General features: G+C 61.6%; 21 protein-coding genes and 1 pseudogene. 13 read left to right on the top strand and 9 right to left on the bottom strand.

Annotation, left to right across the window (positions count from 1 at the left end):
• Positions 1 to 87: 87 nt before the first annotated feature.
• From coaE to CYA_RS13685, 3 genes are all read left to right on the top strand, one after another.
• Positions 88 to 780, top strand: a complete 693-nt coding sequence (coaE, locus tag CYA_RS02650) for a dephospho-CoA kinase (RefSeq protein ID WP_011429468.1) — start codon at positions 88 to 90, stop codon at positions 778 to 780.
• A gap of 91 nt (positions 781 to 871) precedes the next feature.
• Positions 872 to 1,345 (top strand): hypothetical protein, encoded by a 474-nt coding sequence (locus tag CYA_RS02645; RefSeq protein ID WP_187147164.1) that lies wholly within the window; start codon positions 872 to 874, stop codon positions 1,343 to 1,345.
• Positions 1,346 to 1,433: 88 nt separating this feature from the next.
• Positions 1,434 to 3,512: a DNA polymerase III subunit gamma/tau gene (locus CYA_RS13685; RefSeq protein WP_011429466.1), complete on the top strand. Its 2,079-nt coding sequence runs from the start codon at positions 1,434 to 1,436 to the stop codon at positions 3,510 to 3,512.
• A gap of 227 nt (positions 3,513 to 3,739) precedes the next feature.
• On the opposite strand, the gene CYA_RS02635 is transcribed toward CYA_RS13685, so the two are convergent.
• Entirely contained in the window at positions 3,740 to 4,159 is a 420-nt protein-coding gene (locus CYA_RS02635; RefSeq protein WP_011429465.1) for a VOC family protein, read from the bottom strand.
• A 200-nt stretch (positions 4,160 to 4,359) separates the two neighbouring features.
• Between CYA_RS02635 and topA the strand changes: the two genes are divergently transcribed.
• Entirely contained in the window at positions 4,360 to 7,020 is a 2,661-nt protein-coding gene (gene topA, locus CYA_RS02630) for a type I DNA topoisomerase (RefSeq protein ID WP_011429464.1), read from the top strand.
• A 53-nt stretch (positions 7,021 to 7,073) separates the two neighbouring features.
• On the opposite strand, the gene CYA_RS02625 is transcribed toward topA, so the two are convergent.
• The 3 genes from CYA_RS02625 to grxD all read right to left on the bottom strand — a co-directional run bounded on the left by CYA_RS02625 (position 7,074) and on the right by grxD (position 8,416).
• Positions 7,074 to 7,424, bottom strand: a complete 351-nt coding sequence (locus CYA_RS02625) for a phage holin family protein (RefSeq protein ID WP_011429463.1) — start codon at positions 7,422 to 7,424, stop codon at positions 7,074 to 7,076.
• A 363-nt stretch (positions 7,425 to 7,787) separates the two neighbouring features.
• Positions 7,788 to 8,069 (bottom strand): BolA family protein, encoded by a 282-nt coding sequence (locus tag CYA_RS02620; protein ID WP_011429462.1) that lies wholly within the window; start codon positions 8,067 to 8,069, stop codon positions 7,788 to 7,790.
• An 8-nt stretch (positions 8,070 to 8,077) separates the two neighbouring features.
• Positions 8,078 to 8,416: a Grx4 family monothiol glutaredoxin gene (gene grxD, locus CYA_RS02615; protein WP_041438844.1), complete on the bottom strand. Its 339-nt coding sequence runs from the start codon at positions 8,414 to 8,416 to the stop codon at positions 8,078 to 8,080.
• 186 nt (positions 8,417 to 8,602) lie between these two features.
• Between grxD and cysE the strand changes: the two genes are divergently transcribed.
• From cysE to CYA_RS02595, 4 genes are all read left to right on the top strand, one after another.
• Positions 8,603 to 9,406, top strand: coding sequence for a serine O-acetyltransferase (gene cysE / locus CYA_RS02610; protein WP_011429460.1), 804 nt, complete (start codon positions 8,603 to 8,605; stop codon positions 9,404 to 9,406).
• A 368-nt stretch (positions 9,407 to 9,774) separates the two neighbouring features.
• Positions 9,775 to 10,122 carry a hypothetical protein gene (locus CYA_RS02605; RefSeq protein ID WP_011429458.1) on the top strand — a complete coding sequence of 116 codons (348 nt, stop codon included), beginning with the start codon at positions 9,775 to 9,777 and terminating at the stop codon, positions 10,120 to 10,122.
• A gap of 469 nt (positions 10,123 to 10,591) precedes the next feature.
• The gene (locus tag CYA_RS02600) at positions 10,592 to 12,415 is read left to right on the top strand and encodes a BamA/TamA family outer membrane protein (RefSeq protein WP_228375416.1); all 1,824 of its coding nucleotides are present in this window, start codon (positions 10,592 to 10,594) and stop codon (positions 12,413 to 12,415) included.
• A 64-nt stretch (positions 12,416 to 12,479) separates the two neighbouring features.
• Entirely contained in the window at positions 12,480 to 12,848 is a 369-nt protein-coding gene (locus CYA_RS02595; protein ID WP_011429456.1) for a hypothetical protein, read from the top strand.
• On the opposite strand, the gene CYA_RS02590 is transcribed toward CYA_RS02595, so the two are convergent.
• Positions 12,845 to 13,927 (bottom strand): Mrp/NBP35 family ATP-binding protein, encoded by a 1,083-nt coding sequence (locus CYA_RS02590; RefSeq protein WP_011429455.1) that lies wholly within the window; start codon positions 13,925 to 13,927, stop codon positions 12,845 to 12,847. The two genes, CYA_RS02595 and CYA_RS02590, sit on opposite strands and share 4 nt — an antisense overlap.
• A gap of 177 nt (positions 13,928 to 14,104) precedes the next feature.
• Between CYA_RS02590 and CYA_RS02585 the strand changes: the two genes are divergently transcribed.
• A complete protein-coding gene (locus tag CYA_RS02585) occupies positions 14,105 to 14,392 on the top strand; it encodes a DUF6464 family protein (RefSeq protein WP_228375415.1) in 288 nt (95 codons plus the stop codon).
• 132 nt (positions 14,393 to 14,524) lie between these two features.
• Here the strand turns inward: CYA_RS02585 and CYA_RS02580 are convergent.
• Positions 14,525 to 15,712: pseudogene (locus CYA_RS02580) on the bottom strand (RNA-guided endonuclease InsQ/TnpB family protein).
• 9 nt (positions 15,713 to 15,721) lie between these two features.
• On the opposite strand from CYA_RS02580, the gene tnpA reads away from it, so the two are divergent.
• The 4 genes from tnpA to CYA_RS02560 all read left to right on the top strand — a co-directional run bounded on the left by tnpA (position 15,722) and on the right by CYA_RS02560 (position 20,364).
• Positions 15,722 to 16,198, top strand: a complete 477-nt coding sequence (gene tnpA, locus CYA_RS02575; protein ID WP_011429453.1) for an IS200/IS605 family transposase — start codon at positions 15,722 to 15,724, stop codon at positions 16,196 to 16,198.
• Positions 16,199 to 16,285: 87 nt separating this feature from the next.
• Positions 16,286 to 16,780: a GNAT family N-acetyltransferase gene (locus tag CYA_RS02570; protein ID WP_011429452.1), complete on the top strand. Its 495-nt coding sequence runs from the start codon at positions 16,286 to 16,288 to the stop codon at positions 16,778 to 16,780.
• Between the two features lie 121 nt (positions 16,781 to 16,901).
• Positions 16,902 to 18,218 (top strand): competence/damage-inducible protein A, encoded by a 1,317-nt coding sequence (locus tag CYA_RS02565; RefSeq protein ID WP_011429451.1) that lies wholly within the window; start codon positions 16,902 to 16,904, stop codon positions 18,216 to 18,218.
• 37 nt (positions 18,219 to 18,255) lie between these two features.
• Positions 18,256 to 20,364 (top strand): zinc metalloprotease HtpX, encoded by a 2,109-nt coding sequence (locus CYA_RS02560; RefSeq protein ID WP_011429450.1) that lies wholly within the window; start codon positions 18,256 to 18,258, stop codon positions 20,362 to 20,364.
• A gap of 10 nt (positions 20,365 to 20,374) precedes the next feature.
• Here CYA_RS02560 and typA read toward each other — a convergent pair whose 3' ends face one another.
• The 3 genes from typA to CYA_RS02545 all read right to left on the bottom strand — a co-directional run bounded on the left by typA (position 20,375) and on the right by CYA_RS02545 (position 23,891).
• A complete protein-coding gene (gene typA / locus CYA_RS02555; protein ID WP_011429449.1) occupies positions 20,375 to 22,192 on the bottom strand; it encodes a translational GTPase TypA in 1,818 nt (605 codons plus the stop codon).
• A 183-nt stretch (positions 22,193 to 22,375) separates the two neighbouring features.
• Positions 22,376 to 22,483 carry a photosystem II reaction center protein Ycf12/Psb30 gene (gene psb30, locus CYA_RS02550; RefSeq protein WP_011429448.1) on the bottom strand — a complete coding sequence of 36 codons (108 nt, stop codon included), beginning with the start codon at positions 22,481 to 22,483 and terminating at the stop codon, positions 22,376 to 22,378.
• Positions 22,484 to 22,595: 112 nt separating this feature from the next.
• Positions 22,596 to 23,891: a glutamyl-tRNA reductase gene (locus CYA_RS02545; RefSeq protein WP_011429447.1), complete on the bottom strand. Its 1,296-nt coding sequence runs from the start codon at positions 23,889 to 23,891 to the stop codon at positions 22,596 to 22,598.
• Positions 23,892 to 24,055: the final 164 nt, after the last annotated feature.

Here is a 24,055-nt window from a genome sequence, read left to right as displayed (position 1 = left end):
CTCTCCCTCTGGGAGAGGGGCTGGGGGTGAGGGCCGGCGCGGAGCGCTTGGGCCTGTCTCCAACTCATTTGAAATCACCCAGCTCCCATGAGAATCATCGGCCTGACGGGCGGCATAGCCACAGGCAAATCCACGGTGGCCCGCATCTTGGAACGGCACGGGATCCCGGTGGCCGATGCAGATCAGATGGCGCGGCAAGCCCTAGCGGTGGGATCCCCCATCCGCGAGCGGGTGCTGCAGCGCTACGGCCGGGCCATCCAGGATCCCTCTGGAGCGCTGGATCGCCGCCAGTTGGGGCGGATTGTCTTTGCCGATGCCGCCGAGCGGGCCTGGCTGGAAGCCCAGATCCATCCTTTTGTCAAAGCGCGGCTGCGGGAGTTTCTCGAGGCCCACGGGGCATCTGCGCCGCCTGAGGAAGCGACTGAGGCTCGACCCAGTTGCCAATGTCCTCACGGGGAAGGCCATCCCACCGTTTGCCTGATGATCCCGCTCCTGTTTGAGGCCCACATGGAAAACTGGGCCAGCGAGATCTGGGTGGTGACCTGTACCCCGGAGCAGCAGCGGCAGCGGCTGGCGCAGCGGGATCTGCTGACGGCGGCAGAAATCGAGGCGCGCCTGGCCAGCCAGTGGCCCCTAGAAGAAAAGGCCCGTCGCGCCCATGTAGTGCTGGACAATTCCGGATCCCTGGCGCAGCTGGAAGCCCAGGTTAGGCAAGCCCTGGGGGCTCACCCCAGAGAAGGAGGGGCCATTTGCCCCACCCCGCCGAGCCGGATAGAGTGACGGGGGAGGGATCCCTTTCTTTGCAGCTATGTCTGGATGGATCGAGAAAGAGGCGATGCAGGAAGCACTTTGTGGCAGCGGGAGAGAGTCTTTGTGGACCTCAGCGCTGGCGGCGCGGGAGCGGGAGATCCAGCTTTTGCGGGAGCGCAACCGCCTGCTGCAGAGCCAGATCGACCTGTTGGAGCTGCGCCAAGAAAAGCAACAGCGGCAAATTCGCAGCTACGAGGCCGAGATCGAGCAGCTCTACCAAGAAAAGCAGGTGTTGGAGCAGATGCTCCAGGAGCTGCCGGAGCTCTACCGGCGCAAACTTCAGGCCCGCCTGCAGCCCATCCGCGAGCGCATCGCCGCCATGCAGGCAGAAAATCGCCGGCTCAAGAGGGAACTGTACCAGCTCAGCTACCGGCTGCAGCACGTGGATCAACTGGATGCCCCCGGCTGGAAGGTGCAATTGCCGCAGATCCCTCCGCTGCGCCGCCGGGATCCCAAAGCTCTGCCCGCCCAGGGAGCGACATCTCCTCCCAGGCCCAGTATCGCTCTTGAGGGACAAAGGGAGAAGCCAGAATAGGGGAGCCCCCCTGGGATGCCTCAGCATTGCCCAGCAAGAGCGGTTTCGGCGGGGGCGCGCTTGCAAGGCGACTGGAGAGCTCGAAAAAATGGCCGTTGCTGGCAAGTACGAACCCCTTCATTTGAAATACCGCCCGCAGCGCTTTGCCGAGGTGGTGGGCCAAGGGGCAGTCGTGCAGACTTTGGCCAATGCCATCCGGCTGGGGCGGGTGGCGCCGGCCTACTTGTTCTGTGGGCCGCGGGGCACCGGAAAAACCTCCAGCGCCCGCATCTTGGCCAAGTCTTTAAATTGCGAGCAGGGGCCAACGCCGGATCCCTGTCAGGTATGCAGCCAGTGCCGCGCCATCACCGCCGGCTCTTCTTTGGACGTGATTGAGATCGACGCGGCCAGCAACACCGGCGTAGACAACATCCGCGAGCTGATCGAGCGGGCCCAATTTGCGCCGGTAAATAGCCGCTACAAGGTCTATGTCATCGACGAGTGCCACATGCTCAGCAATGCCGCCTTCAACGCGTTGCTGAAGACGCTGGAAGAGCCGCCTCCTCGCGTGGTGTTTGTGCTGGCCACCACCGACCCCCAGCGGGTTCTGCCCACCATCGTTTCCCGCTGTCAGCGGTTTGACTTCCGCCGCATCCCCCTTGACGACATGGTGGCCCACCTGGGCCAGATCGCCGCCCAGGAAGGGATCCCCATTGCACCAGAAGCCTTGCACCTGGTGGCCCAACTGGCCCAGGGCGGGCTGCGGGACGCCGAGCGCCTGTTGGATCAGCTCAGCTTGCTGGAGGGATCCATCACCCCAGAAGCCGTATGGGACTTGGTGGGCGGGATCCCGGAGCGGCAGCTTTTGGATTTGACCGATGCGTTGCTGGCTCAGGATGTGCAGGCGGTGCTGGCCCAGACGCGACAATTGCTGGAGCGGGGCAGAGAGCCCCTGGTGGTGCTGCAGAGCCTGGTGGTTTTTTACCGGGATCTGCTGCTGGCCAAGACGGCCCCCCAACAGCGGCAGTTGGCGGCCGTAACGGATCCCACCTGGGCAGCTCTGCAGCAGCGGGCTCCTCGCTACTCGGTGGAGATGCTGCTGGCGGCCCAGAGCCACCTGCGCCAGTGCGAGCCGCAAATTCGCCAGAGCGGGCAACCCCAGCTTTGGTTGGAGATCGCCCTGCTGGATCTGCTGGGCCAGCTTCGCCAGAGTGCCGTCCCGCTGCCGTCAATAGAGGCCAAAGGCGGAGAGCCGCTCCCAGCCGTCGGCCCGCCAACGGTCGGAAAGACCCCTAGCCCCACCGTCCCAGCCAGCGAGGAGCTGACAGCTCCTACGACAACCCTTCCAGAGACCCCAGCCCCTTCCCCTGCTGCAACAGGGGGATCCCTCCCGCCGTCGCAAACGGCAAAGCCAAGTCGGGAGAAGCCGGCCAGCCCGGAAAAAGCGAAAGATCCGCATCCCCTCAAGCTGCTGCGGCCCCGGTGGGAGGAGTTTCTTGAAAACCTTCGCCCCATCACCAGAGGCCTATTGGCATCCGGCTATTTGCAGCAGGAGTCTCTCGTTGGCTCTGACGGGACGGAGACCTTAGAGATCACCCTTGCTTTTCCCAATAAGGGCTTAGTGGACAAGGTGCGCAGCAAAGAAGCCGAGCTCTGCTCTGCGCTCCACAACCTGCTGCAGCGCCCGGTGCGGCTAAATTTGGTGGTGCAGCAGGGACCTTCGTCCCGCCATCGTGAGGGGAGTGCTGGCGAAACCTCAGGTCGCGAAAAGGCTCCACCCCTCGCCCCTGCAAAGTTGCAGAGCCGAACCCCCAGGGGCGACAACCTCCCCAAAGACTTATCGCCATCTCCCAAGGCGGGATCCCAAAGCTACGGTAGAGTCGGGCAACCTCCTCCTGCTGAGCCAGAGACCCCTGGCGAGAACTCCATCCCGCCAGCGCAAGCGGCAAAGCCTCCCTCCTACCACCTTGCCCACGAGCTGGCGGAGGTGGCCCGCCGCTTTGCCGACCATTTCAACGGCAGCCTGATAGATTTGCAAGGGATCCTGGCCTCGCCCGAGGAGGCGACGGCAGAACTGTCCGCTCTCGAGAGCCTGGAAGCAGAGGGATCCCCGGATCTGGGTGAAGCCTACGGCCCGCCGGCAACCCAGTCCCCCCTAGCCCCCGCAGAGGAGGAGCTACCTTTCTAGGCGTTACTTTGGGATTGTCTTGACCCTTGGGCCCCATGATCTGATCCGCTTCTCGGCGCAGGCGCCGGACTGGGCGCTGGTTCTGCCCCTGCCACTTTGGCTGGCCCATCAAGGAACGCCTCTAGCGCTGGGATCCTTAAGGGCCAGCCCAGCTAGAGAGAGCGACCGCCTCCACCCGTTCCGTCAATTGAGGAGATATCTCCTGGATCCCTGCGTCGGGGCAAACCTTATTCTGATCCTGGGCATCCCTGGGGGCGGATGAGTTCGATCGGCAGGCCATCGGGATCGGCGATGAACGCCACCTCATAGACTTGGCCGCCAATTTGCTGGCACTGCGGCGGCAACAGCAAGGTAAGGGGCACCTGTGCCTCCAGATGCTGTAGATAGTCGGCCAGGGATCCCCATTCAGGGCCGATCTCCAAAGAGGGATGGTAGTAGCCCACATAGTGGGGATCCCCGAAAGGATCCGGCGCAGGATGGGGCTGCGGCACCTGCATCAGCTCCAGGCGACCCCAGGGGCTGAGCATCCAGCAGGCTAAGGTGATCCCAGCGGTAAACCGTTCTTCCACCACAAAGCCCAGACCCTCGTAAAAGGCGATGGAGCGAAAAATATCGGCGGTGCGAATGGAAAAGTGATGCAGCTTCATGGTTGTGCTAAGAGGTCGAATAGGAGCAGACTGCCCAGGTCAACCGCCCAGGATCGCTAGCCAAGCACAAGCAGACTTGCTAGGCTCCAGAAGAAGTAGCGATAGATCCATAGGTAGACCCGATTGTGGGCGCCGATCCGCCGCACCCCTGGGTCGGGAGGCTCACCACCTTCAGTCGATTCCTTCTAGTCAACATCATCATGCCCAAGCTGGTCATTGTCGAATCTCCCACCAAAGCCCGTACCATCCGCGGCTTCTTGCCCGCCGGCTATGAGGTGCAAGCCTCGATGGGACATGTACGCGATCTGCCGGAGTCGGCCTCTGACATTCCCGAAGAGGTGAAGGGAGAAGAGTGGAGCCGTCTCGGGGTCAATGTCCACGCCAACTTCGAGCCTCTCTACGTGATCCCCAAGGACAAAAGAAAGGTAGTCAAACAGCTGAAGGAGGCGCTTAAGAAAGCCGACGAGCTAATTCTGGCCACTGACGAAGACCGGGAGGGGGAAAGTATCAGTTGGCACCTGCAACAGGTGCTGCAGCCCAAGGTGCCCACCCGCCGCATGGTGTTCCACGAGATCACCCGCGAGGCCATTCAGGAGGCGCTGCAAAATTGCCGTGAGGTGGACGAGCAACTGGTGCGGGCCCAAGAGACGCGCCGCATCTTGGATCGCCTGGTGGGTTACACTCTGTCGCCGCTGCTGTGGAAAAAAATTGCCCCCAAACTCTCGGCAGGTCGGGTGCAGTCGGTGGCGGTGAAGCTCTTGGTGGATCGGGAGCGGGAGCGTCGCGCCTTTAAAAAAGCCACCTACTGGGATCTGAAAGCGGATTTGCAACCGAGGACAGCAAGCCAAGCGGCCTCTTTCCCGGCAGAGCTGGTGAGCCTGGGCGGCAAACGTCTGGCCAGCGGGCAAGACTTCGATCCCAGCACCGGGCAGCTCATAGCCGGACGGGATGTGGTGCTGTTGGATCAAGCCCAGGCCGAGGCCCTACGGGATCGCCTGCTGGGGAAAGCTTGGGTCGTCAGCTCGGTCGAAGAACGCCCCTCCACCCGCAAGCCCGCCCCTCCCTTCACCACTTCCACGCTGCAACAGGAGGCCAACCGCAAGCTGCGCCTGTCGGCTCAGCAGACGATGCGCATCGCCCAAAAGCTCTACGAAGAGGGCTACATCACCTACATGCGCACCGACTCGGTACACCTGTCGGAACAGGCCATCCGCGCCGCCCGCGCCTGCGTGGAGTCGATGTACGGCAAGGAGTACCTCAGCCCCGAACCTCGGCAGTACACCACCAAAACCAAAGGGGCGCAAGAAGCCCACGAGGCCATTCGTCCCGCCGGCTCGGAGTTTCGCCTGCCCAGCCAAACCCCCCTCACAGGGCAGGAGCTGGCCCTCTACGACCTGATCTGGAAGCGCACTGTCGCCAGCCAAATGGCCGAGGCGCGGCAGACCCACACCATCGTGCTCATCGCGGTGGACGATGCGGTGTTTCGGGCCAGCGGCAAGCGCATTGACTTTCCCGGCTTCTTCCGCGCCTATGTGGAGGGATCCGACGACCCAGAGGCGGCTTTGGAAGATCGGGAAGTGCATCTGCCCCTGTTGCGGCAGGGGGATCCCTTGAGCTGCCTGCAGTTGGAGCCGGTGGGCCACGAAACCCAGCCGCCGCCTCGCTATACGGAAGCATCCTTGGTCAAGGTGTTGGAAAGCGAGGGCATTGGCCGCCCCAGCACCTACGCCACCATCCTGAACACCATCATGAGCCGCGGCTACGTCAGGTCGATGGGGAACGCCCTCGTGCCCACCTACACCGCCTTTGCGGTGACCGAGCTGCTGGAAAAATACTTTCCCAACCTGGTGAACACCCGCTTCACTGCCGAGATGGAGCAAACCCTCGATGACATCGCTTCTGGCCAGGCAGACTGGTTGCCCTACTTGCGCCATTTCTTCCTGGGCGAGCAGGGCCTAGAAGGCCAGGTGAAGGCGCGCGAGTTGGAAATCGACTCCGGCCTGGCCCGCTCCATTTACCTGGAGAACCTGCCCGTCAAGATCGGCATCGGCCCCTACGGCCCCTATGTGTCGGTAGAGACTGAATCAGGAGAGGTGCGCGCCAACCTGCCGGAGGATATTCCCCCCGCCGATCTCAGCGCCGAACACATCGAGGAGCTCATCCGGCGCAAGCAGGAAGGTCCCAAGCCCATCGCCTTCCACCCGGAAACCCAAGAGCCGGTCTACGTAATTCCCCAGGGTCCCTACGGCCCCTATGTGCAGTTGGGAGAGGTGTCGGAGGAGAACAAAAAGCCCAAGCGCACCTCCCTGCCCAGAGGGCTGAAGCCGGAGCAGGTCACCCCTGAGATTGCCCTGGGGCTGCTCAGCCTGCCCCGCACGTTGGGGGAGCACCCGGAATCGGGGAAAAAGGTGCAGGCCGGCATTGGCCGCTTCGGCCCCTACGTGGTCTGCGACGGGGATTTCCGCTCGCTGCCTGCCGATGAGGATGTGCTGACCATCAGCCTAGAGCGGGCGCTAGAGCTGCTGGCCCAGCCCAAAAAAGGCCGTGGGCGCGGCTCGGCCAAGCCCCTGCGCGAGCTGGGATCCCATCCTGAGGATGGCGAGCCGGTCACCTTGCACGACGGCCCCTATGGTCTGTATGTCAAGCACGGCAAGGTAAACGCCTCACTGCCCAAAGATCTCTCCCCGGAAGCCGTGACGCTGGAGATGGCGCTGGAGTTGCTGGCGGAAAAAGAAGGCAAGGGCCAGGCAAAAGCCAGCCGACCAGCGGCGGCCAAGCGGGCCAAGAAGGCTGAAGCTGCTCCCCAGAAGCAACAATCCCATCCCACCCTGCTGGAGGCTGTCTCCAAAGCTCGGGCTTGAGCGGTGGGGGTAGGGGCAACTTGCTGGCTAACTCGGCTTGTTCTGCAAGGAAACTAAGCAGCTTGTTCAAAAATGCTCCGAACCAAGCTGCTAATGATGGAGAGGGCAATTGCCCCAACCAGTGCCCAGCCGAAGTTGTCAACCTTGAAGGCGTCACCGGCAAGCTTGTCGGCAATGAGCAAGCAAATGGCGTTCAAAATTAGGGAAAACAGACCAAAAGTGAAGATCGTAAGCGGTAGGGTAATCAACTGCAGGAGTGGCTTCACCAAGCTATTCACCAAACCAATGGCCAGCGCCGCCACCAAGGCACCTCCAAACCCGGAGACGTGGATCCCGGGCAAAAGCCAGGCCAAAATCATCACGCTCAAGGCCGACATCAGCCAGGTGGCCAAAAGAGCTGCCATACTTCCTCCCTTACCCCGCTGGGGCAGCCATTTCGCCCTCTATGCTATCCAATTGTGAGGGATCCCGGCTGTCGGCACCTGATACATTTACGCTGAACACTGCTGAACATCACTGTTCAACTATGCAGCGATAGCATTCTGCTTGTTTCCATTCGCGTTAGCGGGACGGAGTCCAAACAGAATGGCGGTATCCCGCAAAGCTTTGAGTAGAATACCCAAAGCGCAGTTTCCGTGTCGTCTTACTACCAATTTTCTGCTTTGCTTTGGCTACCATGTTGGCAGACTCGAAAGTAAACAGAAAGATCAACTGGTAGTAATCCGTACTGAACATATTATACATTACTTTCAGTATAGTTGAGCTTATTATTGACTAGAGTCATGCTCTTCCGGGCTGTAAGTTTGCAACGCCAAAGCATGGATACTCTGCCCCATCTCCTCGGCCAGGGCGGCGTACACCAGGCGATGCCGTTGCAGAGAAGTTTTGCCGGCAAACAGAGGCGACACCACCTGCACGCGGTAGTGCCCCCCGGATCCCTGTTGCCGTTCCCCATGGCCGGCATGGCGGTGTGATTCGTCCTCCACGTGGACGTAGAGGGCTTGCAGCTTCTCAGCCAAGAGCTGCCGAAGGCGGTTCGAGGTGAGCATGGGATCCTTTAAGATTGAGTGCCGGCCTTGGCAAAAGCCGCCTCGATCAGGGGACGCAACTCGTTGCGGGCGTGCATCTCTTGGAGGATGTCGCAGCCGCCCACAAACTCCCCGTCAATATAGATCTGCGGAATGGTCGGCCAGTTGGAAAACTCTTTGATCCCTTGGCGAAGCTCAGGATCCTCCAGCACGTTAATTGCCGTGTAGGGGAAGCCCAAGCTATCCAATATGCGAACGGCGGCGTAGGAAAACCCACACAGGGGCATTTCTGGGGTGCCCTTCATGTAAATCAGCACCTTGTGCGTGCGGACCTGGTTGCGGATTTTCTCTTCCAAAAGGGGATCCAGCATGGTAGCCAGCCAGTTTAGCGACAACAGGGGACAGGCCAATTCGGCTCCTATCGTGATCTCATTTTCATCTGCTTTTGACGAAAAGCGTCAACAGGCATCCTGGAGCTTGGCGGGGGATCCCCCTGCTGACAACAAAAAGTGCTAGAAGGGGAAGCAGTGGAGGTTTCTCACCGGAGGCCATTCATGCTAACAGAGTCCTCTCGTGTTAGCGGGACGAAGTCCTTGCCGTCGGCGGTGGAAAGCCCCGAGACAGGGGGGAGTGATTCTCCCTCTTCTGCCAAGCCGGAGCCAAAACTGGGGTTCTGGCAGCAATTCTGGGAAGACATCGACTGTGTCTTCGAGCGGGATCCGGCGGCGCGCAACCGCTGGGAGGTGCTTCTCACCTACCCAGGGGTACATGCTCTCTTCCTGCACCGCATCGCCCATTGGCTGTGGAAACGGCGCTGCTTTTTTCTGGCCCGCTTGCTCAGTTTCATTTCTCGCTCCTTTACGTTGATCGAAATTCACCCGGCAGCCCGGATTGGACGGCGCTTTTTCATCGACCATGGTTGTGGCGTGGTGATCGGGGAGACGGCGGAAATTGGCGATGACGTCACCCTCTACCACGGGGTTACCTTGGGGGGCACCTCTTGGACCAAAGGTAAACGGCATCCCACCCTAGAAGATGGGGTGATTGTGGGCACAGGGGCGAAGATCCTGGGGCCGGTTCGCATCGGTGCTAGAGCCCGCATCGGAGCCAACGCAGTGGTGATTCAAGATGTGGCCCCCGGCATGACGGTGGTCGGGATCCCAGGTCGAGCGGTCATCCCACCCCATCAACGCCGCATCCCCGCCCATGGCATCGATCTAGATCACCACCTCATGCCTGACCCAGTGGGACGGGCGATCGAGCAGTTGTTGCACCGCATTCAAGAGCTGGAAGCCCAGGTGGCCCGCCTCAACCAAGAGCGGGAACAGGACCGCCAGGATCAGGTCAGATGCGAATGAGGCTGCGGCTATGGCGGGGAGCATCCTTGGTGCCGGCTAACTGTAGGGCAGGTTGGCGGCTCAGAACTCCTGGGAAAAGGGGCAGCACCCAGGGCGGTTCTGCTCAGCTTTGCCCGTCTGGCTGTCTGCCCGGGATAACCCCTCGAGCCCAGTCGGCCTGTTTGCCCTCAACCCCGATTGGGCTGTCCAGAATTTTTGCCCACAACCTTTTTGCAGCTTCCTGAGAGGAGGAGGGCGTTTCTGCAAGCTCTCTGTGCCCAGGAGAAATTTTGCTCTAGAGCGTAGCTTTTTTTGCGGCAAGTCGATAGAGCTTTTTGGATGGAACTAGCTAAGGTGCCGGCGTCCCAGCATTTTGGAGAGGAAGGCTGATGTTGCCGAGCAAGCTCATCTTTTCTGGTCTGGCAGCTCTGCTCAGTTTGGGATCCGCTCCAGCCGCTCTGGCCCAGACACTCCTCCCGCAGCAAACAGTGCTCCTCGACAGCAGACAGAACAGCGCCACCCCTCTACAAGGCAATGTCCTACAAAACATCGTCTTCGTTGTGCCCAGCGCCCCAACGCGGCACTTCGCCGGCAGGTGGGGTTGGCACAGCAGCCCCTCACCGCCCCCCGCCCCCATGACAATTCTTATCCTCAACTCCCAAGCCAACCTGTCCGCCGAGGCAGCCAAGCCCCAGGCCTGTGGCCAGCGCTGCCAGGGATCCCTGCGCCTGCCGTAAAGAAGAGGCTGCTGCTTGTACTTCAGCTAGAAGCCGCAGGAGCCCCGCACTGGACTCCCCACCCCCCACACCCCCCGTGTACGGGGGGCGAAGGGGGACTGGGGGCCGCTCCGTTATGTCAACTCGGCCTGTGGCTGGGGAAAGGATGTAGATGGTGCCAAGGGGATTGCGCTTTTGGGGGCTACTGAAAGCCTGCTTCGTGCCGCCTAGCGGTTGGAGTCGGGTAGTTTACACTGCCCAAGCCCGCAATCCGGCTCGCGGCAATGCTCAGCTCTGCCCGGGTCGGGGTTGATATAATTCAGGGCAATTGTCCGCTGCCGGGCAATAAGAAGTTCTGCAACTTAGCTCTTTGGATTTTGGCGGTGTGTGAGGGATCCCTATGAACCGTTCCCAGCAACTCGGACTCCGGCTTGCTTCAGTGTTCGCCTGTGGGGTAGTGCTACGCACCGCTTTCGCGAACGGTCTGTCGATGCGATCCGCGGCTTGGGCGCAATCAGCTCCCCCGCCCGGCACCCTGGATCTGCGCACCAATGGCGATACCCCCGCCCAACCCTCCCCTACACCTACCCCAGCCGCTGGCGAGCCAGAAGTTTTGGTAGCGGAAGTGGTGGTGGAAGGAACCGACGACCCAGAGTTGATCGAGCAGGTTTACAAGGCTATTCGCACGCGGGCCGGCGAGGTCTCCACTCGCTCCCAACTGCGGGAAGACATCAATGCTGTGTTTGCCACTGGGTTTTTTGCCGATGTGCGGGCGGTGCCCTCCGATACGCCCCTGGGGGTGCGGGTTACCTTTGAGGTCAAGCCCAATCCGATCCTCAAAGCCGTGCGCACAGAAGGGGCAAAAGTTCTGGATCCGGAGGTGCTCAAGAAGGCCTTTGCCGATCAAGAAGGGCGGGTGCTCAACTTTGGCGAGCTGCAAGCGGCAGTGGCCGAGATCGAGCAGTGGTACGCCGACAAGGGCTACGTGCTGGCCAAGGTGACCGACGTGCGCTCCTCCGAAGATGGCACCCTCACTCTGGAAATTGCCGAAGGGGAGATCGAGGACATTCGCGTTCAAGGCAACACCAGAACCCGCGACTTCATCATCACCCGCGAGCTCAAGACCAAGCCAGGGGATGTGTTTAACCGCAACCAAATCCAGAAGGATCTCCAGGCAGTTTTCGACCTTAACCTTTTTCAAGATGTGAATGTTGGGCTCAACCCTGGCCAGGATCCCAACAAGGTGGTGGTGGTGGTGAACGTGGAAGAGCGCCGCACCGGCACCTTGAGCGGCACCATCGGCGTCAGCTCGGCCACAGGGGTCTTTGCCGGCCTCAACGTCTCGGAAGAAAACTTGGGCGGCAACAACCAAAGCGCCAGCTTCAACGTGCAGGTGGGCACCAACGAAACTCTGTTTGACCTCAACTTCACCGACCCGCGCATTGCCACGCTGGAGATCCCCACCTCCTACAACGTCAACATCGCCAACCAGCAGAGCTCCAGCTTTGTCTTCAACGAGGGATTGACCCTGCCCAACGGGGATCCCGTGCGCATCAACCGGCTGGGCGGCGGCGTCACCTTCTCCCGTCCCATTGGGGGCAATTGGCGGGCCAGCCTGGGCACCCGCGTCCAATTTGTGGAAGCCCGCAACAGCAACGGCGAGCAGGAGCGCTTCGATGTGCTGGGCAACCCGATTACCTTCAGCGCAAGCGGCCAAGACAGCTACACCACCCTGCGGTTCGGCCTTGTCCACGACAGCCGCGACAACCCCAACAGCCCCAGCCAGGGATCCGTCTTTCGCCTCTCCACCGAACAGTCGGTCCGTCTGTTGGAGAACGGCCTCAACGCCAACCGCCTCGAGACCAGCTACAGCCAGTTCATTCCCGTCAAGCTGTTCGAGACGCGCAGCGAGCGACCGCAGGTGCTGGCTTTTGACGTGCGGGCGGGCACCACGATTGGCGACTTGGCTCCCTACGATGCTTTCCCCATCGGCGGGGGCAGCTCGGTGCGGGGATTTTTTGAGGGCGGCGTCGGCTCCGGTCGCAGCTTTGCCACGGCGACGGCGGAGTTGCGCTTCCCCCTGTTCGACCCGGTGGGGGCGGTGGTCTTCGCCGACTACGGCACCGATCTGGGCAGCGGCGCGGCGGTCATCGGCAATCCGGCGGCGGTGCGCAACAAGCCGGGCAGCGGCTTGGGGCTGGGGGCCGGCATCCGCATCCAATCTCCCTTGGGGCCGCTGCGCATCGACTACGCCATCGGGCAAGGGGAGGCCGGCCGGCCTCAACTGCACTTTGGCATTGGCGAGAAGTTCTAGCTTGGCGGTGGATCTGCTGCCGGCTTGCTATGGTGAGAGCAAGGGCTCGTGAGGGAAGCAACCCATGAAACGGCAACTCGGCCAATCGTTCCGCGGTGGATCCCTGGTACTCTTGTTCTGTGCCAGCCTAGCCCTGACAGGATGTGGGCCGTTGGCGCGCTTAGGCATTGGCACAACCCCGATTGCCCAGATCGAACAAAATCCTTCCCGCTACACCAATGTGTACGTCCGCGGTCGCGTGGTCAACCAGATAGGGGTGTTCGGCCAGGGTGTGTACGAGATCCAAGACAGCAGCGGCTCCCTCTGGGTCATCACCGACAAGGGCTTGCCGGCCATGAACAGCACCGTAACCGTGCGCGGCAAGGCCCAAGAGGGCATTGTCTTGGGAGGACGCAGCTTCGGGGTGTCGTTGGTGGAAGCGGAGCGCTTCTAGCCGGCCCCCAAGGCCAGCATGGAGACGCGGCCGGCCAAGGTTTTGGCGATCTGCTGCAGAGCTTGGGCAGAAGCAGACTCAGGCTGACCGACCACGATGGGCTGGCCCGCATCTCCCCCCTGCCGCAGGGCAATTTCCAGCGGGATCCGCCCCAGCAGTGGGACACCCAGCTCGCGGGCCGTGGTCTCTCCGCCTGCTGAGCCAAAGATGTCGTACTGGCGATCCGGCAGGTCGGGGGGAATGAAGTAGCTCATGTTCTCGACAATGCCGAGGATGGGCACCCCCAACTGGCGAAACATGTTCAAGCCCTTGCGGCTATCCAGCAGGGCCACCGACTGCGGTGTGGTGACGATCACGGCGCCGGCCAAGGGCACCGCCTGCACCAGGGTCAGTTGGGCGTCGCCGGTGCCGGGGGGCATATCCACGATGAGATAGTCCAGCTCCCCCCACTGCACCTGATAGAGAAACTGCCGGATGACGCCGTTGAGCATTGGCCCCCGCCAGATCACCGGCTGATCCCGCCCCACCAGCAGGCCCATCGACACCATCTTGACGCCGTAATTTTCCAGGGGGAAGATGTCTTCGCCGCCGTCCTCCCGCTTGCGCACCAACAAAGAGCGATCCTGGAGGCCCAGCATCAGCGGCACATTGGGGCCGTAGATATCGGCATCCAGCAGCCCCACCCGCGCTCCGCTCTGGGCCAGGGCCACGGCCACATTGACCGAGACGGAGGTTTTGCCCACGCCTCCCTTGCCGCTGGAGATGGCGATGATGTTGCGCACGCCGGGGACAGACTGGCGATCCGGCAGAGAAGGGGAGCGGGGGGTTTCCGCCGTTACTGTGACATCAATGGCTTCAACTGGGGCCAAGCGGCGGATGGCAGCTTTGCACTCGTCCACAATGAATTCCCGCAAGGGGCAGGCCGGCGTGGTCAGCACCAGGGTAAAGGCCACCCGCTTGGGCTCGACGCGAATGTCGCGGATCATGTTCAGTTCCACCAGGCTGCGGCGCAGCTCCGGATCTTGAACCGGGCGCAACGCCTCAAGGATGGCGGCAGCATCGAGGGTGGAGGTGGTCATGGCATTCAAAAACGAGGTAACGGCTCCATTTCTCACTCTAGTCGTTTTTTCTCCCGGCTCTTCGCTGGCTAACCAGGACAGTTGCGAAACTGTCTGCCAAGGCTGGCCCTCTGCCAACCGGCTGGCCTAGGCTGGTTCTGGTTGGAAGACAAGGCTGTTGGCCGACGGAGGAGGGCAATGGTGCCAGCGCTGATCCTGGGAGTCGGTTTGTGGTTGGGCCTGACGTTCTTGGCCCAGTTGCTCCCTCTGCTGGAAAAGAGAGGCTCCCGTCGCCCCTCAAGCTGGGATGAGCCCACTCCCTCCCGCCAGCTGCAGCCCACCTCGAGTTGGGATCCCTCCTGCCGCTACTTTTCTCGCTCGCCCTATCTGCCCTGTGCTGTGAACCCCCTGGGCCCCTGTCGCTGCCCCCACTACGTCGCGCGTTGCCAGAGCTCCACCGACCCAGGAGCGGGGTCAACAGGTTAGTCCCCCTGGTCTCGTGCGGGTATCTTACAGAATTCGTGTGTGGATCTAGACAAGAGTGTGACATCCTCTCCCGCTAAGCCCTGACGGGCTGTAGACGGGAGCTTCCGAGAATCACTTCCCGGAGTTGCTGCTTCAACGGACTGGTAAACCAGGATCCTCCACAGCCAGAGAGCGGCAGTCCCACCGCCCCCCTATATCCCCCCGTATACGGGGGGACCTGAGTCCTCGCTTCAAAATCTCGATAGCAGCGTTCAAGTCTCTGTCCCACGACCCGCAACGGGGGCAATCATGCACCCGTTCCGACAAGGTCTTGGGAACACGCTCCTCACAAACACAACAATTTTGGGACGTACCACGGGGATCCACTCTCAACACCTGTTTGCCGCGTTTGACCGCCACTGCTGTCAGAATGTCGAGAAATCGTCCCCAAGCCGCATCCAAAATCGATTTAGCCAACCGAGTCCGTGCCAGCCCTCGGACGTTGAGATCCTCCACCACCAACAGGTCGTATTGCCCCACCAGCCAGTGCGCCACTTGGTAGTGGAACGCTTTGCGTTGTCGGGCAACGTGCAACTGCAAACAAGCAACTTTCGTGGCTTGTCTCTTTCAGTTGGCGGATCCCTTCACCTTGCGGCTCAGTTGCCGCTGCTGTCGAGCCAAGTGTTTTTGGGCTCGGCGGTAGTACCGCGGGATAGGCACCACCTCCCCATCGCTGGTGGTGAGAAACCTATCCAATCCCACATCAATGCCCACCGCCCTTTTGACCGGCACAGGCTCTGGGGAAGGGACGCTTTTGTCCTCCAAGGTGATGCAGACATACCACCCATCGGCCTTGCGCACCACTGTGCAGGTTTTGGGCACAAACCCCTCCGGCAAGGGGCGGTGCAGCACCACAGGCATCGAGCCAATCTTGCTCAGCCGCAGAGTCTCCCCTTCCAGATGCGCTCCCGCCTTGGGGCAATTGATGCGGGGGAATGTGAAGGATCTCAACTCCCCCGCTTTTTTGAAGCGGGGCCGCCCCCGCCGCTTGCCTGTGCTATCCGGCACCTGCCACGCTTTCCACGCCTTGTCCAGCCGCATCAAGTTTTGCTGCAGCACCTCGGCGTAAATGCCCCGGTAGGCCGGGAACAGTTGCTTGATTTGTTTGAGGGATCCCGCCTGCCGATAATAATTCGGCTCCAGCGGGGGTTCTGACACAGGCAACGGACAAGAGACAAGACTGCAGCGGTCAATTGGGCAACGGGTTGCGGTCAGCCAATCCAGTCTCTGCCCCAGAGCGTCGTTCCACTGCCGCCGCAACAATTCCAGCCACTCGGTCATCAGAGCGGCTTGGTCGTCGCTGGGCAGGATCCGGTACTCGTGGGTGAGAATCATGAGACGGTTCTAGCATTTAGCGCAACGAGCTACAACATAGGCCATCGTTCTGTTTACAGCCTACAAATCCACTTGGTGCTGGTGACAAAGTACCGTCGTCGGGTGATAACTGCTCCAATGTTGCAGAGGCTGGAAGATATATTTCGAGCGACCTGCCAAAAGTGGCGCTGTTCCTTGGTGGAGTTCAACGGTGAGGCGGATTATGTGCATCTGTTGGTGAGTTTTCCGCCGGATGTTCAGGTCTCGAAGCTGGTGAACAACCTGAAAACAGTCTCCAGCCGGTTGATTCGCAAAGAGTTCGCCACAGAGGTGGCACGGTTCTACAGCAAGCCTGTATTTTGGACAGGGGCCTATTTTGTTGCCTCTTGTGGTGGGGTCACCGTTGAGGAGTTGAAGAAGTATGTCGAGCAGCAGGCAACGCCCAGATTGTGAGACTCAGGGGCATTGAACCCCTTCGTCTCACCGCCTATCCCCCATCCCGCCAAGCTGCGCTGTGGCGGGAGTACCCCGGAGGTTCTGATGGAAATCCGCCCTGCCACCCCTGAGGATGCGCCCGTTCTGTTTGATCTCATTTGTGCTTTGGCCGAGTACGAGAAGCTGAGCCACTTGGTAACGGGATCCGCTGAGCTGCTGCGACAGCATCTGTTTGGCCCCGAGGCCTTCGTTTCGGCGTTGCTGGCGGAGGTAGAAGGGCAGGCGGTGGGCTTTGCTCTTTACTTTCGCAATTTCTCCACCTTCCTCACCCGGCCGGGAATCTACCTGGAAGACCTGTTCGTGTTGCCGGAGTTCCGGGGCAGGGGCATCGGCAGGGCGCTCTTGGCGCGGGTGGCCCAGGAGGCGGTGGCCAAAGGATACGGGCGGCTGGAGTGGATGGTTTTGGATTGGAACCAGCCGGCATTGGAGTTCTACCGGCGCCTGGGCGCCAAGCCACATCCCGAGTGGATCCTGCACCGCGTGGTGGGTGCTGATTTGGAAGCTTTGGCTCGGCTGGCCGAGGATCCCTGGCGAGCTTGAGCAAGTCTTCTGGGATCGCAATTCGGAATGGCCGACGACCAGCCAAAAATCTGAGGGCGTGAAGGGGGGCCGAGACCTCTATGCTTGTATACTTGCGGCTGAGCTGAGCTCAAGGCCAAGCATGAGCCCACCGCAAACCGCTATTCCCCAGGGGGCTGAGATCCTCTGCATTGGCACAGAGTTGCTCTTGGGAGAGATCACCAACACCAACGCCCAATATCTGGCAGCCGAGCTGGCCAAGCTGGGGATCCCCCATTATTACCAAACGGTGGTGGGGGACAACGAAGCCCGCATCCACCACGCCCTGGAGGTGGCCTGCAACCGCTCCCGTTTGATTTTGATCACCGGCGGCCTGGGGCCGACCCCTGATGATCTGACCCACGCGGCGCTGGCCTCTTTCTTCGGGGTGGAGATGGTGGAGCACCCGCAGGTTTGGGAGGAGATCCGGCAGAAGTACGGCCAGCGAGGTATGGAGCCCTCCCCCAGCAACCGCAAGCAGGCCTTTTTGCCTCAGGGGGCAACCGTCCTGCCCAACCCGGTCGGCAGCGCCTGTGGCCTCATCTGGCAGCCGCGGCCCGACCTGCACATCCTCACCTTTCCCGGGGTGCCGCGGGAGATGCAGCAGATGTGGCAGGAGACGGCTGTGCCCTATTTGCGCTCCCTGGGCTGGGGCCAGGAGGTGTTCTACAGCCGCGTGTTGCGCTACTGGGGCATTCCCGAATCGACCTTGGCCGAACGGGTGGGATCCCTGCTGGCGGGGGAAAATCCCACCGTGGCACCCTACGCCAGCCAGGGGGAGGTGCGCCTGCGGGTTACCGGACGCGCCCCCACGCGCGAGGCGGCGGAAGCGTTGATTGCCCCGGTGGTGGAGCAGATTTTACAGGTTTCTGGGGAAGACTACTTCGGCAGCGACGAGGCCACCTTGGCCAGCGTGGTGGGGGAGCTGCTGCTGCAGCGGGGGCAAACGCTGGCGGTGGCGGAATCCTGCACCGGCGGGCTCCTGGGGCAATTGGTGACCGGGATCCCGGGCAGCTCCCGCTATTTTGTCGGCGGGATTGTTGCCTACGACAACCGCATCAAGGAGCAGCTTTTGCGGGTGGATCCAGAGACGCTGCGGCAGCACGGGGCCGTGAGCGAGCCGGTGGCGGCCCAGATGGCCCTGGGGGCCAAGCAAGTCCTCGGCTCCGACTGGGCCCTGAGCATTACCGGCATTGCCGGCCCAGAGGGGGGAACATCCACCAAGCCGGTTGGCCTGGTCTATCTGGGCTTGGCCGACCCGGAGGGGAAAGTGGAAGTCCACGAGTACCGCTTCGGCAGCTTGCGGGGCCGAGAGGGGGTGCGCTGGTGGAGCGCCCAGACGGCGCTGGATTGCCTGCGGCGGCGCTTGCTCCACTACCCCCTTTCGGGGGGATCCACCTCAGCAAGGCCAAATCCTTGAGTAAGCTGGGGGAGCAGGCAGATCTCGGAGCAGGCTGATGACCCCCGATGCCCTTCAGGCCGGCAGGGAGGCGCTGCAGCAGGGCCGTTTCCAAGAAGCCATCCAACTGCTGGAGGCCTACTTGGCGCAGTCTCGCCAGCGGGGCGAAGCAGGCGCATCCGACAGCCAAGCCCTGGAGGCCCAGATGAACCTGGTGCGGGCCTACCATCAGTTGGGCGAGACGGAGAAGGCGCGGGCGCTTTGTCTGGAACTGCTGCAGCACCCGGATCCGCAGGCGCGAGGCTGGGCCCAAAAAATCCTGCCCCGCCTGCCCCAAACGGTGGAAAAACCCGCTGCTTCCCCACCCTCCCCAGAGCCAGCTCCTGAGGCTCAGCCGCTCTCCAGCCGCCAACGGGCCGGTCAATTGGGCCTGAAGATCCCCCTGCCGGAGCGGGCCGGCCCTCTGCGCTGGGCCAAGTGGGGATCCCTGGGGGTGGGCATTCTGTTCCTCTGGTGGCTGAGTTTTGTGCTGGTGGGCGCTCACCTGGATTTCGGACGGCTGAGTTTTCCGCGGCAGCTTTGGTTTTTGCAGGGGTTGCTGCCCTGGCTGCGCAATGGCCTGCGCTGGTTGGTAGCCGGCAGCCTGGCGGTCAACTTTGGCGTCGGCCTTTTGTTTTTTGCCCCCTGGCTGATGGATCACCTGCACCGGCGGCTGCACAAGCTGCGCTGGGCCACCTTGGGGGAAATCGAGCGCCACAGTCCCGAGACTGCCCGTCTGCTGCAGCGCCTCTGCGCCCAAAAACAGCTAAAACTGCCTCGGCTGGGGGTGATCCCGGAAGGGGGGCCGCTGGCTTTTGTCTATGGCACGCTTCCCGACGGCGGCCGCATCGTGGTCACCCAGGCCCTGTTGCAGCAGCTTGCCCCGGATGAGATTGCCGCCGTCTATGCCCAAGCCCTGGGGCGCATCCTCAACGGCGACATCTTGATCCTGACCCTACTGGGATCCCCCGTTCAACTGGTTTACTTGGCCCTGGAGCAGGTGAGCCAACTGGCAAACAAGCGGCGGGATCTGATCGGGCATGTGGCTCCGCTGCTCTACCTGATCTACACGGTGCTCTCCTATCCCCTGTTTTTCCTCTGTCGCCTCGGCACCTACCACGCCGACCATTTTGCAGTGGAAGCGACGGGCAATCCCAACGGTCTGATGGCCGCTCTGCTCAAAGCGGCTGCCGGCCTGCAGGAGGCCCACAAAAACGACCGCCGCCCCTCTTCGCTGCTGCACTGCACCCGCCTCTTCAGCTTCTTGGACTTCAAAACCACCGCCGCCGCCAGTGCCGCCAGCCGCCTGCGGGATCCCGCCCAAGCCGGCCAAGTCTTTCTCTGGGATCAGCTCAACCCCTGGGCCCGCTGGATGCAGGTCAACTCCAGCCATCCGTTGCTGGGGCACCGCTTCCAGGTCTTGGCGGGGTATGCCCAACGGCTGCGCCTGCTGCCAGAGTTGAGCCTGGGATCCGGACCCAAGTTGGATGGGGCCCGTCTGCAAAGCCGCTTCTGGCTGGATCTGGCTATCTATGCTGCCGAAGTGAGCGGGATGGTAATTGGCTGGCTCCTGGGGCTGATCCTCTATCTGGCGCTGCCAGATCGCCTCGATCCCAAGGTGATTGCGGCAACAGCGGTGGTGGGCTATGGCCTGGGCCTGGGATCCAAGGCGGTCTTGATGTACCGCGGATCCCTGTCGCCCCAGCCGACCGATGTGCTGCACTTGCTGGCCGATCCCGAGGCGGATCCCTGCCGCAGCCAGCCGGTGGAGTTGGAGGGGGAATTGGTGGGGCTGGGACAGGCTGGCTACCAACTGGGGGCAGAGCTGAAGCTGCAAGATGCCACTGGGCTGATGCCGCTGCGCTTCACCTCTTCCCTGGGGCCGGTGGGCAATGTCTTTTCCGGCCTGAAGCGGCTCCGCGCCCTCATGGGTCAGCGCGTCAAGGTGGTGGGCTGGTTCCGCCGCGGCAACACCGCCTGGGTGGATCTGGCCTACGTCCAGGCGGGATCCCAGCAGCTCCACAGCCGTCCCCGCCTGTGGCTGGCGTTGTTCGGCCTGGGAGTCGTCTTGTTCGGCGTCTGGGGGGCCTTCTCTTTTCCCAACCTGCGCTTCTACCTGCGACGGTAGGAGCCGACCGCTAGCGGCGAGAGGCCGTCAACTGCGCCTTGCGCAGCCGCACCGACTTCGGTGTAACCTCCACCAGCTCGTCCTCGCCGATGTACTCCAGCGCCCGCTCCAGGTTCATCTCCACCGGCGCCTGCAAATGCACCAGCTCCTCCCCGCCGGCAGCGCGATGGTTGGTCAGTTGCTTGGTTTTACAGACGTTCAACTCCAAGTCCTGCGGCCGGTTGTGCTCGCCCACGATCATGCCCTTGTAAACGCGGGTACCTGGCGTAATAAAGAACACCCCTCGGTCTTCCGCATTTTTCAGGGCATAGGTGGTGGCCACCCCCTCTTCAAAGGCGATCAGCACGCCGTTGCGGCGGGTCTCGATCCCCGGCGTCAGGGGACGGTACTCCAAAAAGCTGTGGCTCATGATCCCCTCGCCGCGGGTAATGCGGATGAACTCGCTGCGGAAGCCGATCAGCCCTCGGGCCGGGATGACAAACTCCAACTGGGCCCGTCCGTCCGCGCCTACCATCATGTTCTGCATCTCTCCCCGCCGCTGCCCCAGCCGTTCAATGCAGGCGCCCACCGTGGATTCCGGCACATCCAGCACCAAGCACTCGTAGGGCTCGTAGGGCTGGCCATTTACCTCGCGGAAGATCACCTTCGGCTGCCCCACCTGAAACTCGTAGCCCTCCCGCCGCATGGTCTCCAGCAAAATGCCCAGGTGCAGCTCGCCCCGCCCGGAGACCAAAAAGCAATCGGGGGAGTCGGTTTCTTCCACCCGCAGCGCCACGTTGGTTTCTAGCTCCCGCAGCAGGCGCTCCCGCAATTGCCGCGAAGTAACAAAGGTGCCCTCCTGGCCGGCAAAGGGAGAGTCGTTGACGCAGATCATCACCTGCAACGTCGGCTCGTCCACCTTAATGAGCGGCAGGGCCTGCGGGTTTTCGGGAGAGGTGAGGGTGTAGCCGATGTTGGCCTCGGCAAACCCCGCCACGGCGACGATATGGCCGGCAGTAGCCTCGGTCAGCTCAACACGCTGCAAGCCCTGGAAGCCAAACAGCTTGGTTACCTTGCCCTTGGCAATCGACCCATCTTCTTTGACCACCGCCAACTGATCCCCAAGGCGGATGGTGCCGTTGTGGATCTTGCCGATCACGATCCGGCCCAAGTACTCCGAGTACTCCAGCGTGGTGACCTGTAGTTGCAGCGGCTTGGCCGGATCCCCAATCGGCGGTGGGACATGCTTGAGGATGGCTTCAAAGAGGGGCTTCATGTCCAAGGGGCCGCTGTACCTCCCTTCCAAAAAGGCTTTCAGGTCGGCTTCTTCCAGGGCAAAGCCCTGCAGCCCCGAGGCAAAGAGGTAAGGGAAATCGCACTGGTCTTCGTCTGCCCCCAGCTCCAAAAACAGATCCAGAACCTTGTCGACAACTTTGTAGGGCTCGGCGCGAGGGCGGTCGATTTTGTTGACCACTACGAGCGGGCGCAGGCCTTTTTCCAACGCCTTGCGCAGCACAAAGCGGGTTTGCGGCATCGGGCCTTCGTTGGCGTCCACAACCAACAGACAGCCCTCCACCATGCCCAGCACCCGCTCCACCTCCCCGCCGAAGTCGGCGTGGCCGGGGGTATCGACAATGTTGATCAGGGTTTCGCCGTAGCGGACGGCTGTATTTTTGGCCAGGATGGTGATGCCCCGCTCCCGCTCCAGCGTGTTGCAGTCCAGCACGCAGGCGGGAATGTCTTCTCCCTCGCGGAAGGTGCCCGCCTGGCGCAACAGGGCGTCCACAAGTGTGGTTTTGCCGTGGTCGACGTGGGCGATGATGGCGACGTTGCGGATGGGGAGTGACATAAATAATCAACCCATAAAGTATTGCCCTACAGGCGAGTTTGCCCTAGGGCTGTCTCTATAACTGTAGCGCAAAGAAGCGTTACATTAAGAGATAACAAAGAAACAAGGCGAACTCCCTGGTCGATGCCGACAGGGGCTGCTCAGGGGGTTCTGTCAACTGCGCCGGCAACCAGCCTGGCTCGCCTACATATCGGCGCCGCGCAGGTAAAGCAGCAGAATGACCGCTGGCCCTGCCAGGACGATCAAGGCCAACAGCAGCAACTGCACAAACACTTCGTACTGTCCGAACATGCCCCCAACTCCCAGCGCTTACGTTTTGTATCCTAAGGGCAGCTCTCCCCCTGAGATGAGAGAGCTGTTACAATTCTTCAACACCTGACCCCACTTCACCCCCTGGGGATCCCTAGCGCTCCTGCTGCGCCTGAAACGGCATTGGATCGAGGTTAAACAGCTCCTGCAGAATTTGCATAGCCCTGCGCCGCGCCTCGATGTCCCGCTGGGCCCGCAGTTGCACCATGGGATCATGCAGGATCTTGTTGACAATGCCGCGGGTGAGCGCCTCGATGACCTCCAGGTGCTTTTCGGCGAAGTCTTTGCCCAGGCGGGAGAGGGCTTTTTCCATCTCCTGCTCGCGGATGGACTCCACCTTGTGGCGCAGGCTGGAAATGGTGGGCACCGTCTCCAAGGAGCGCCACCACTCCATAAACTGTTCTACTTCTTCTTCCACCAAGGCTTCGGCGGCCAGGGCCAGCTTTTGCCGTTGGGCGCGGTTTTCTTCCACGATACGGGAGAGGTGATCCACGTTGAACACCTGTACCCCTCTTAGCTTTTCCACGCCGGGATCGATGTTGCGGGGCACCGAGATGTCCACCAACAGCAGCGGCTGATCCGGCTGCAGCACCCCCGCCAGTTGCTCGTAGGTGAGGATGGGCTGGGTGGCGCCGGTGCTGGTGAAGACCAGGTTGGACTCCGCTATGCTACTCAGCAGCGACTCCCAAGGCAATACTTGAATTGGCTGCTCAAATTGCTTGGCCAGCGCTTCTGCCCGCTCCAAGGAGCGGTTGACCACGGTGATATCCACCGCCCCTTTGGCCAAGAGGTGCTGCACCAACAGGCGAGCCATTTTCCCCGCCCCCACCACGGTCACCTTGCCCTGAGAAAGGGATCCCTGCTCCTGCAAGGCCAACTCCACCGCTGCCGAGCTGATGGACATGGCGCCAGTGCCGATCCCCGTCTCGGTGCGGATGCGCTTGCCGGCGGTGATGGCCGCCTTGAAGAGGCGGTTGAGGATGCGATCCATGCCGTTGCAGGCCTGGCCCAGTTGCTGCGCTTTTTTCACTTGCGACAGGATCTGCCCTTCCCCTAATACCAAGCTGTCCAGCCCGGCGGCCACCCGCATCAGGTGCGTCACCGCATCCTGGTAGAGCAGCGTAAACAGGTGCGGGCGCAGTTGGGGCAGCGGGATCCCTTTCGCCTCGGCCAAGAACTGCATCGTCTGTCGGACACCACTTTCCATTTCTGGAGTGACGATGTAGACCTCCAGCCGGTTACAGGTGCTGAGGATCGCCGCTTCCTCAATGTGGGGGTGGGCACGGAGCTGCTGGATCCGCTCCCCCACCTCGGCCTCGGGAATGCTGAGGCGCTCCCGGATCTCCACAGGAGCTGTGCGATGGCTAAGACCGACAACCGCGATAAACATGCCTCTCCGTCGTCTGTACAGCAACAGTTATTAAAAACAGAAACTATGAACAAAAGCAAACTCACCTAGCTAGGACAAGGAAGGCAAGACCGATGTCAAGGGATTGCCTTGTCTCGGCTGCAGCAAGCTTAGGTAACTTTTCTCAGCCTACCTAAACCCTAAGA

This window comes from Synechococcus sp. JA-3-3Ab (assembly GCF_000013205.1).
GTDB lineage: Bacteria > Cyanobacteriota > Cyanobacteriia > Thermostichales > Thermostichaceae > Thermostichus.
The sequence above is the reverse complement of the archived record's forward strand: the minus strand, read 5'-3'. Positions and strand labels throughout refer to the sequence as shown.

Excerpts from the sequence above, each read along its gene's own strand:
- typA (WP_011429449.1), bottom strand. The coding sequence starts at position 22,192 with ATGTCACTCCCCATCCGCAACGTCGCCATCATCGCCCACGTCGACCAC.
- cysE (WP_011429460.1), top strand. The coding sequence starts at position 8,603 with ATGCTAACAGAGTCCTCTCGTGTTAGCGGGACGAAGTCCTTGCCGTCG.
- CYA_RS13685 (WP_011429466.1), top strand. The coding sequence starts at position 1,434 with ATGGCCGTTGCTGGCAAGTACGAACCCCTTCATTTGAAATACCGCCCG.
- CYA_RS02605 (WP_011429458.1), top strand. The coding sequence starts at position 9,775 with ATGTTGCCGAGCAAGCTCATCTTTTCTGGTCTGGCAGCTCTGCTCAGT.
- CYA_RS02620 (WP_011429462.1), bottom strand. The coding sequence starts at position 8,069 with ATGCTCACCTCGAACCGCCTTCGGCAGCTCTTGGCTGAGAAGCTGCAA.
- CYA_RS02600 (WP_228375416.1), top strand. The coding sequence starts at position 10,592 with ATGCGATCCGCGGCTTGGGCGCAATCAGCTCCCCCGCCCGGCACCCTG.
- CYA_RS02595 (WP_011429456.1), top strand. The coding sequence starts at position 12,480 with ATGAAACGGCAACTCGGCCAATCGTTCCGCGGTGGATCCCTGGTACTC.
- topA (WP_011429464.1), top strand. The coding sequence starts at position 4,360 with ATGCCCAAGCTGGTCATTGTCGAATCTCCCACCAAAGCCCGTACCATC.
- CYA_RS02570 (WP_011429452.1), top strand. The coding sequence starts at position 16,286 with ATGGAAATCCGCCCTGCCACCCCTGAGGATGCGCCCGTTCTGTTTGAT.
- CYA_RS02590 (WP_011429455.1), bottom strand. The coding sequence starts at position 13,927 with ATGACCACCTCCACCCTCGATGCTGCCGCCATCCTTGAGGCGTTGCGC.
- CYA_RS02585 (WP_228375415.1), top strand. The coding sequence starts at position 14,105 with ATGGTGCCAGCGCTGATCCTGGGAGTCGGTTTGTGGTTGGGCCTGACG.
- CYA_RS02545 (WP_011429447.1), bottom strand. The coding sequence starts at position 23,891 with ATGTTTATCGCGGTTGTCGGTCTTAGCCATCGCACAGCTCCTGTGGAG.
- psb30 (WP_011429448.1), bottom strand. The coding sequence starts at position 22,483 with ATGTTCGGACAGTACGAAGTGTTTGTGCAGTTGCTGCTGTTGGCCTTG.
- CYA_RS02625 (WP_011429463.1), bottom strand. The coding sequence starts at position 7,424 with ATGGCAGCTCTTTTGGCCACCTGGCTGATGTCGGCCTTGAGCGTGATG.
- coaE (WP_011429468.1), top strand. The coding sequence starts at position 88 with ATGAGAATCATCGGCCTGACGGGCGGCATAGCCACAGGCAAATCCACG.
- CYA_RS02560 (WP_011429450.1), top strand. The coding sequence starts at position 18,256 with ATGACCCCCGATGCCCTTCAGGCCGGCAGGGAGGCGCTGCAGCAGGGC.
- CYA_RS02565 (WP_011429451.1), top strand. The coding sequence starts at position 16,902 with ATGAGCCCACCGCAAACCGCTATTCCCCAGGGGGCTGAGATCCTCTGC.
- CYA_RS02635 (WP_011429465.1), bottom strand. The coding sequence starts at position 4,159 with ATGAAGCTGCATCACTTTTCCATTCGCACCGCCGATATTTTTCGCTCC.